Annotated in this window: 5 protein-coding genes and 1 pseudogene; 2 read left to right on the forward strand and 4 right to left on the reverse strand. The window is 72.8% G+C overall.

From position 1 onward, the window contains the following. Positions 1–172: ATP-binding protein (locus BMW99_RS40585; RefSeq protein ID WP_143080626.1), on the reverse strand; the 172-nt coding region annotated here is incomplete at its 3' end. A 482-nt stretch (positions 173–654) separates the two neighbouring features. Between BMW99_RS40585 and BMW99_RS38495 the strand changes: the two genes are divergently transcribed. Next, the gene (locus tag BMW99_RS38495; protein WP_069462216.1) at positions 655–1,845 is read left to right on the forward strand and encodes an epoxide hydrolase family protein; all 1,191 of its coding nucleotides are present in this window, start codon (positions 655–657) and stop codon (positions 1,843–1,845) included. Positions 1,846–2,002: 157 nt separating this feature from the next. On the opposite strand, the gene BMW99_RS38500 is transcribed toward BMW99_RS38495, so the two are convergent. From BMW99_RS38500 to BMW99_RS38510, 3 genes are all read right to left on the reverse strand, one after another. Further along, entirely contained in the window at positions 2,003–2,458 is a 456-nt protein-coding gene (locus tag BMW99_RS38500; RefSeq protein WP_322899522.1) for a VOC family protein, read from the reverse strand. A 572-nt stretch (positions 2,459–3,030) separates the two neighbouring features. Continuing rightward, on the reverse strand, positions 3,031–6,171 hold the full coding sequence (locus tag BMW99_RS38505) for a LamG domain-containing protein (protein WP_079176337.1): 3,141 nt from the start codon (positions 6,169–6,171) through the stop codon (positions 3,031–3,033). Between the two features lie 241 nt (positions 6,172–6,412). Then, positions 6,413–7,387 carry a helix-turn-helix domain-containing protein gene (locus BMW99_RS38510; RefSeq protein ID WP_069463700.1) on the reverse strand — a complete coding sequence of 325 codons (975 nt, stop codon included), beginning with the start codon at positions 7,385–7,387 and terminating at the stop codon, positions 6,413–6,415. 203 nt (positions 7,388–7,590) lie between these two features. Between BMW99_RS38510 and BMW99_RS38515 the strand changes: the two are divergent. Then, positions 7,591–8,485, forward strand: a pseudogene (locus tag BMW99_RS38515) (hypothetical protein); the annotation flags it as partial.

Here is an 8,485-nt window from a genome sequence, read left to right on the forward strand (position 1 = left end):
ACCCGGGGGCCTCCTCGCCGGCGTGATCCAGGAGCGCCGTCTTGCCGATGCCCGCGTCCCCGCGCAGGACCACGACCGCGCTCGTTCCTTCCCGCGCCCGGGTCACGGCGTCCATGAGGACCCGGACTTCATGGCTCCGACCCTGAAGTGCCTTCGCGGTGGCTCCGCCCATGATCAATGTCCCTTGTCGGACACCCGGCCGGGAGACAGCCGGCGCGGGATGTGGTGCGGTCGGGAATTCCGGTGGTGTCGCGCGGGCATTTCTCCGGAAATTCACGCGGGACGAAAGCCCGCGTGTCCGACGTCCTCCAGCGTATATCCCGTGTCCCGCGCGCGAGAGACCGAAAGGACAAGGTCGGAATCATGGTCCCGACCCGATCCCGCTTCGTCAGGCCCGGGGGAAAACCCCGGGGGTTTCCCCGGGGCGAAGGCTGCGGCCGGTCCCTAGCCTTGGGCGGAGTGAATGAGCGAGCCGGGTCCCGGCGGGCACATGACCCCGTCGTGTGGGCGCGGACACGGAAGGTGATCGGCCGCAATGCGATCATCCGCTCGAAAATCGTCGCACCGGTCCGGCAGGCCATGGCCCGTGCGCCGATCGGGAAGCTTGTTCACGGAATTCCGCGAGAAACGAACAGTACGTCCAGGAGAACCCTCATGTCCGACAGCACGGCCATCCGGCCATTCACCTTCGAGTTCAGCGACGCCGACCTCGACGACCTTCGCGCCCGCGTCCGGGCCACGCGCTTCCCGGAGAAGGAGACCGTCGACGACCAGTCGCAGGGCACCCAGCTCGCCACGCTGCGGGCCCTCGCCGCGTACTGGGGCACGGAGTACGACTGGCGCAGGATCGAGGCGAAGCTGAAGTCCTACCCGCACTTCGTCACCGAGATCGACGGGCTGGACATCCACTTCATCCACGTCCGTTCCCGTCACGCGAACGCGCTGCCCGTCATCGTCACCCACGGCTGGCCCGGATCGGTCGTCGAGCAGATAAAGATCATCGACCCGCTGACCGACCCGACCGCGCACGGCGGCCACGCGTCCGACGCCTTCGACGTGGTCATCCCCTCGATGCCCGGTTACGGCTTCTCCGGCAAGCCCACCGCCAAGGGCTGGGGGCCCGAGCGCATCGCCCGCGCCTGGGGCGAGCTGATGAAGCGCCTCGGCTACACCAAGTACGTCGCGCAGGGCGGCGACTGGGGAGCGGTCGTGACCGACGCCATGGGCGTCCAGGAGCCCGAAGGTCTCGTCGGCATCCACACCAACATGCCGAAGGTGATCCCGCCCGCCATCGAGCTGGCCATCATCGCCGGCAACCCGCTCCCCGACGGCACGGTCCTCGCCGACGACGAGCAGAAGCGTGCCGTCGAACAGCTCGACTTCGTCTACCGGCACGTCTACTACGCGTACATGATGGCCTCGCGCCCGCAGTCCCTGGCCGCCCACGCCGACTCCCCGGTCGGCCTGGCCGCGTTCCTGCTCGACCACGACGCGAAGAGTCTCGCCCTGATCTCGCGCGCCTTCGACGGTGTGCGGGAAGGCCTCTCCCGCGACGACGTCCTCGACAACGTCACGCTGTTCTGGCTCACCAACACCGCGGTCTCCGCGGCCCGCCTGTACGCCGAGAACACGACGCCCTTCTTCGGCGTCAGGGGCGTCAAGCTGCCCACCGCGGTCAGCGTCTTCCCGGACGAGCTGTACCAGGCGCCGCGGAGCTGGACCGAGGAGGCGTACCCCAACCTCATCCACTACAACCAGCTCCCGGAGGGCGGGCACTTCGCCGCCTGGGAGCAGCCCGAGCTGTTCGTCGGTGAACTCCGCACCGGGTTCCGGTCCCTGCGGTAGCAGCCGTGTCCGAGGGCTCCCCATACCCTCGCCCGCCGGGGCGGGCGAACGGCTCACCGCCGAGCCGCTCGACCGCCCCGACCCGCGCGGCCAGGCCACGGCGGACACCTTGACGGTCGGCTGGTGCGGCGGGTCCGGCCGGACCCGCCGACGCGCATCACCGCCCGGGGGCGCGCTCCCTGACTTCCTGCAGCGTCCACTCGTTGCCGTCCGGGTCGGCGAGCGTGGCGTACGTCGCGTAGCTGCGCCCGTCCGGGTCGGGCCCGTCCACCCTGACCTCGGCGCCGGTGTCGTAGACGTTGTGGAACACGGGACTCACGTCCGCGCCCTTGCCGATCAGGTCCGCGCGGGCCTTCTCGATGTCGTACGCCACGAGGTACGCACGCGACGAGCCCGGCTGAGCCGAGGTGAGCCCGCGGCCGAAGTGCACCGAGCACGGCGAACCAGGCGGCGTCACCTGCACGATCCGGAACTCCGGACCGGCCTCGTAGTCGGCGTCGAGGCGCCAGCCAAGACCCTGGTAGAAGCGCAGAGCCCGATCGACATCCGCGACGGGGATGACGACGACCTCGACCTTCACCTCCACGGCTGCGTCCTTGTTCTCGTCGCTCATGTCGACTCCCGCGGCGGTTCACGATGAACTACGGCTCCCGGCGAACACCCGCGGCACCCCCGAGCCGCGGTCTCGCGCCGTCGCCCTGACGGGTCGGCGATGTCCTGCCCCGCCGCGGAGATCCGGCGCACCCCACGCCTCGCGCTCCGCAGCCGTTCCCCACGATCACCGACGCCCTTCCACCGTGACACGGATCCGCACCACCCGCACGCGAGCCTCCCCCCGCGACGGCGAGGCCGGCGAGGCCGCCGGTGGCGTCGGGGAAGCGCTGGGCCGGGCGGCGGCCGGGAAGGAGGTTCAGCGGCCGGCGGACCGGCGACAAGGGTCTGGGCGGCCGCCGGGATCACGCCCCTGCCGGGGAAGCAGGCGACCGGAGGGGTCGCACAGCCGGCAGGCACGCCGGATCGCGGCGCTCGGATCGGGGAGGGCAGCAGCGCGGCGGCCATCCGGCTGTGGCGGTCGAACAGGCCGGCTCGCCATGCCGGCACCTGTACAACCCCGCCCAGCCGGATGGCCGCCGCACACCGCAGCGCCTCCCCGAGGGCGTCACATCGCGCTTCCGCGATCCGCCGTCACCCGGCCCGTCCCGGCAGCGCGGTGACGTCCGTGGCCGTCAGCGCCCGGTTCCAGACCTGGACCTGGTCGATCGAGCCCGGCCAGAAGTCGGCCGGGTGCGAGCCGGAGAACGCCCGGCCGATCGCGAGCGGTCCCGGCGCCGCGTCACCGGTCGGCTGCCGCCAGACCGTGGACTGCGCCACGCCGTCGACGTAGAGCGTGTACGTGCCCGCGTCCGCGTCGTGCACGCCGACCAGGTGGTACCAGCGGCCCGTCTCCGGCGCCTGGTCGGACAGCGCACGGCCCGAACTGGTGGAGAACGCCAGCCGGTTGTCCGCCGCCGAGTACTGGAGGTAGAACCCGCTGCTGACCGGGCCGTCCTGGCTGACCGCCGTCGCCCACCCGCCGGTGCGGTCCAGCCGCACCCACGCGCCGACCGAGTAGTTGCCCGCCGTGTCCAGCACCGGACCCGAGGTCTGCGCGGACTGCGTGCCGCCGCCGTCGAGTTGCAGCGCCGTACCGGACACACCCGGCACCCACGACGGGCTGCCGCTGACCGCCGCGTCGTGGCCGCCCGCGCTGTCGTGCGCGACCGCCCCCGCCCCTTCGTCCAGGTTCCACACGCCCACCGGATCCTGCTGCCCCGCCGCGAACGCGGTCCGCGCGTTCTGCAGCCGGTGCGTCGACTCGGCGGCGCCGTTGTGCGGGCGGTAGGACGCCGTGGCCATCAGCGCGGCCTCGGCGCCCGGCGCCACGCCGGCCGGCGCGGCGACGGTGAAGTGCCAGACCGCCGAGCCGTGGGCGGCCACCGTGTCCGGGCCGCCGCCCGCCGGCGTGGCGGTCCAGCCGTCCGGGACGCCGAGCCGCACCGCGGCCGCGTCCAGCCGGGCACCGGTGGTGTTGCGCACGGTGACGTCGACCGCCGTCGAACCGCCCAGCGTGACCAGCCCGTTGGCGTTGACCGGGCCGACCGCGAGCGTCGCGTCGGGGCTCGACGGCCCCCATGCCTGGAACTCGCTCACACCGACGAACGCGCCCGGGGGATCGGTGAACAGCAGCCGCAGCTTCGTGGTGGTCAGCGGCGGGAACGTGACGCGGTTCAGGCCGTTGCCCACCGGAGCCGCGGAGTCCCGCACCTGACCGGGCACGTCCTGCCAGGCCGTGCCGTCCCAGAACTGCACGCGGTAGGCCGCGGCCGGTCTGACCCCGCCGCCGTCGTCGTAGCCGTACCAGCGCACGTCGGCGACCGTGGTGGGGGCGCCGAAGTCCACGCCGTAGTAGTCCTGGGCGTTCGGTGAGGAGTAGTTGGTCCACCGGGTGTTCTCGGGGACCTCGTTGAACCAGACCTTCCCGTCGAGGGCGTTCCACGCGTTGTCGTAGGTCCAGGTGTAGGACGCGAGCGGCTTGGGGTAGCCCTGGCGCAGCGGGTTCGCGGCGTCGTCGACCAGGGCGGACGGCGGGGCGGGAACGGTCGCGCCGACGCCCACCGTGGTGTCCCTCAGGGCCGCCGACGAGCGCACCAGGCGGCCGTCGAGGTAGATCCGCATCCCCGCGCCCTGGTGGTAGTGGCTGCCGTCGCGGTCCCACAGCACGGTGACGTTGTGCCCGTGGTAAGGGACGTTCTCGGCGGCGAAATGGTCCCACGAGGCCGGCACCAGCGGCTGGACGCGCAGCGCGCCGCCCTCCTGTGGGCGCAGCCCGACCAGGCCGGAGAGCACCAGGTCGTCGAACGTGGAGTGGTTGTAGTCCTCGCTGTGGTCGTAGCCGTCGTAGATCCAGCGGTCGCTGTCCGGATCGTGCGCCTCGGCCACGTACGGAGTGCCGTTGCGGGTCTGGGTCTTCGCGTACGTCGCCAGCGCGGCCGCGAAGTCCTCCTTGCCGACCGTGCTCTGCGCCGGGTAGTCGTCCAGCAGGTTCGCCAGGCCGGTGAGCGTCTGCGAGGTCGCGAACGGCCAGCTCGGGCCGTCCCACCGGCAGCAGTTGCCCGCCTCGTGCATGAACCACGGGCTGCGCCGCTCGGCGGTCGTGGGACCGTACGCGCTCGCGAAGCCCTGCGGGTCGCCCAGTTGCGACCAGGCCGGGGCGTCGGACGGCTGGGCCGCGCCGAACATCCACGGGATGTAGCCGATCTCCTCGCGGGTGTCGGACAGCTTGTGGTCCGGGTTCCCGTCGCGCGCCATAGTGTAGTAGAAGCCGCGCGACGGATCCCACAGCCATTTCTGCAACGAGGCCTTCAACGCCGCGGCGCGGCCCGCGTACTCGGCCGCCAGCGTCTGGTCGCCGGCCCCGGCCGCGATCGCGCTGATCGCCATCGCGTCTCCGTACTGGTACGAGTTGAGCGTCGGGCGGAATCCCGCGCCGCCGTGGTACGGGTCGCCCGACGCGTACGAGGACGCGGAGAACTCCATGGCGTCCCACACCGGGACCGACCAGTACAGGCCCAACCGCGCGTCGAACTGCCCGTCCCAGCCGCGGTACTGGCGGACCAGGGCGGGCAGCAGCGTCCGCAGCCGGCTGAAGTCGCCGGTGACCTGCGCCTGCTGGTAGGCGGCCGTGGCCAGCCACACGCTGTACTCGTGCGCCCAGTCGGAGGTGTCGGCGTTGACGCCGTCGGTCTGCGGCTTGCTGCCGGCGCCCGGGCCCGTCAGCCAGAAGCGGATGTAGTCGTCGTCGTAGGACTGGTCCCGCAGCCAGCGGCCCTCGGTGATCTGGTGCCCGGCGGCCGCGTTGATCGCCTGGTAGGGAGCCGCGTAGCCGCAACAGTCCAGGAACTCGGTGGAGATCCAGCCGTCGGCGGGATCGGTGTAGCGCAGATGTTCCTTGTAGTCGCGCCAGCGGTAGTAGTAGACGCTCTGCAGCGTGGTGTCCGGCAGGTCCACGAACGGGATGTTCGCCTCGTACCAGCCGGGGTCCGCCACGCCCGCCAGGTACGACGCGTCGTCGAGGAAGTGCGTGCCCGGACCCACGGACGGGTACGGGGAGGCGGCCGCCGCGGGCGGTCCGCCGGCGGCGGGCGGCGCGGCTGCCAGGGCCGCGCCCGGGCTGCCGCCCAGGGCGATGAGGAGCAGGGCCGCCAGCGCGGCGACGCACGCCGTGACGCGTGCGGTGAAGCGTGCGGTGAAGGGGTGTGCGGCGCCCGGATTCACCTGCTGGTGCATGGGCGGACCTCCGTCGTCCACGGCTGTTTATATAACGATGGAAATGATGGCTGTCACCTCCCTGTGTGAGTCAACCCTGCGGAGGCCATGGGTTTTTTCCCGACGCCGCCCGCGAGCACCGCGGTTCGGGCACACGGCACACCGGTGAGGAAGGGTTCCTTTCCATCGTTGTAAGCCGGGATTGCGGCCGGGCTGGGCCGAACCCTGGGCCGGATTGGGCCGGACCGCCCCGGAGGGACCGTCACAGCCAGCCGCGCCGTGCGGCCAGCGCCGCCGCCTGGAAGCGCGTGGAGGCGCCGAGTTCGGCCATCAGGCGGTGGATGCGGCGCTGCGTCGTGCGCTGGCTCCAGCCGAGGGCGCGGGCGATCGCGGCGTCCGTGCTGCCGGAGGTGAGCAGGAGCAGCAGGGAGCGGCTTTCGGGGTCGTCGGGCACCGGCGTCTCCACCCCCTCGACGGCGTCACGCAGCGGGACCGCCCGCTCCCACTCCGCCTCGAACAGCGCCTCGAGCGCGCTGAGCATGGGGGAGCGGTGGATGAGGTAGGCGGCGGAGTGGCCGCGCGGTGCGAGGCTGAACGGGATGATCGCCGACCGGTCGTCGGACAGGACGAGTTTGAGCGGGAGTTCGGCGCGGACGCGTGCCTGCTCGCCGGTGCGCACGCTCGGCAGGATGTCGTCCTCCAGACGTCCGGGCCAGGCGACCGCGGCCCGGTCGTAGACGACGCGGTGCACCACCCCGGTGCGCTGCCGCTCCACCTGTGTCTGCAGGTTGCTGCCGGGCCGGTCCACGTAGGGCGGGCGGTCGAACGCCCGCACCTCGCGCTGCGCGCCGTCGGTCAGCCGGCGCACCGCGGCGCTGATGTCCTCCCGGTCGGTGAGCAGTTCGACGGCGATGTCGGGGTCGCTGATGCGCAGCGCCTCGCGGTGGATCTCGGTGAGCCGCTGCACCAGCGACCGCGCGGTGTCCAGACGGTGCTCCCGCTCCTGGATGAGGGCGGTGACCGCGACGTCCGGCGCCGTCGCCGTGAACAGTGGCGGGCGGCCCGCGGCCCGGGCCGCCAGGCCCTCCCTGACGAGCCCGGCCAGCACCCGGCCGGCCACGCTCGCGGACACGCCGCAGGCGTCCGCGACGCGCCCGGCGGGACTGCGCGGCAGCCCGACCAGCGCCGTGTACACCCGCTGTGTTTCCCCGCTGAGTCCGAGGACGTCAAGTTCCATGTCTGCTCCGGTCGCTCCTGGCCACCGCCCGCCAGTTGGCGGAAGTCGGCCACCTGCGCAATCTTGCGCCTCTCGGCGGCCGATTGGCATCGTCGCCTGATCATGGGGCGTCCTCCCGCGAGGGTTTGCGCGGTTTCACGTCCCTTCGCGCATGCACCGCCTCGTGTGCGCTCCAGACGTCCCCCGGAACCGGAAGGCGCTCCATGCCACGTGCTCACTCCCCGGGCGGCCGACTCACCCGAGCCGCCGTCGTGCTCGCCGTCGCCGTCGCCTCCGCCACCGCGGCGGTCCCGGCGTCGGCCGCGCTGCCGTCCGCCCGCACCCCGCTGGACACGGGCGGCGCGCACCAGTCGCCGCCGCAACCGGCCACGCAGCGCCAGGGCGTCGTCCCCGGCCAGGTCCTGGTCGGTCTGGACGCCGGCACCACCGTGACCGGAACGACGCTGCCGGGCACCCGGCTGGCCGCCCGCACCCCGCACACCAGCAGCCCCGCGGTCGACGCCAAGCTCCGGGCCGTCGGCGCCACGTCGCTGCGGCCCGCGGTCCAGGACGCGTCGTCCGGCCTGGCGGGCACCTATGTGCTCCAGACCTCCGGTCACGACTCCGCCGCGGTCGCACGCGCCCTGCAGGGCACGCCCGGGATCGCCTACGCCGAGCCCGACCGCTACGTGAACACCATGAACACCGGTGCGGTGCCGCTGCCTTCGTCGGCGCCGGCGATCGGCGGGCACGCCGCCCGCCAGGCGTCGCCCGGCACTCCGGGCACCGCCGGGACCGGCGGTGCGCTGCCCGCCAACGACGCGCTCACCTCGTCCGCGCAGTCCCTGCTGAACGCCGGCGGCACGGACGCGGTCGGCGCGTTCTCCCTGCTGCAGGGCCGCTACGGCCAGCAGCCCGGTGCCGGGGAGACGATCACCAACGTCTCGGTCGGCGACCTGACCGACCAGTCGATGGCCGACGCCGGTGACGGCTACGTCCGGTCCAACGGGCCGACGACCGTCGTCAGGGACGGCCAGCGCTACCTCGACCTGCCGTCGATGCCGCTCATCCCCGCCTACGTGGCCAAGGACGGTGGCGGCCTGGACGGCGCCGCGTCCA

It is taken from the genome of Actinacidiphila rubida (assembly GCF_900110255.1).
Lineage (GTDB): Bacteria > Actinomycetota > Actinomycetes > Streptomycetales > Streptomycetaceae > Actinacidiphila > Actinacidiphila rubida.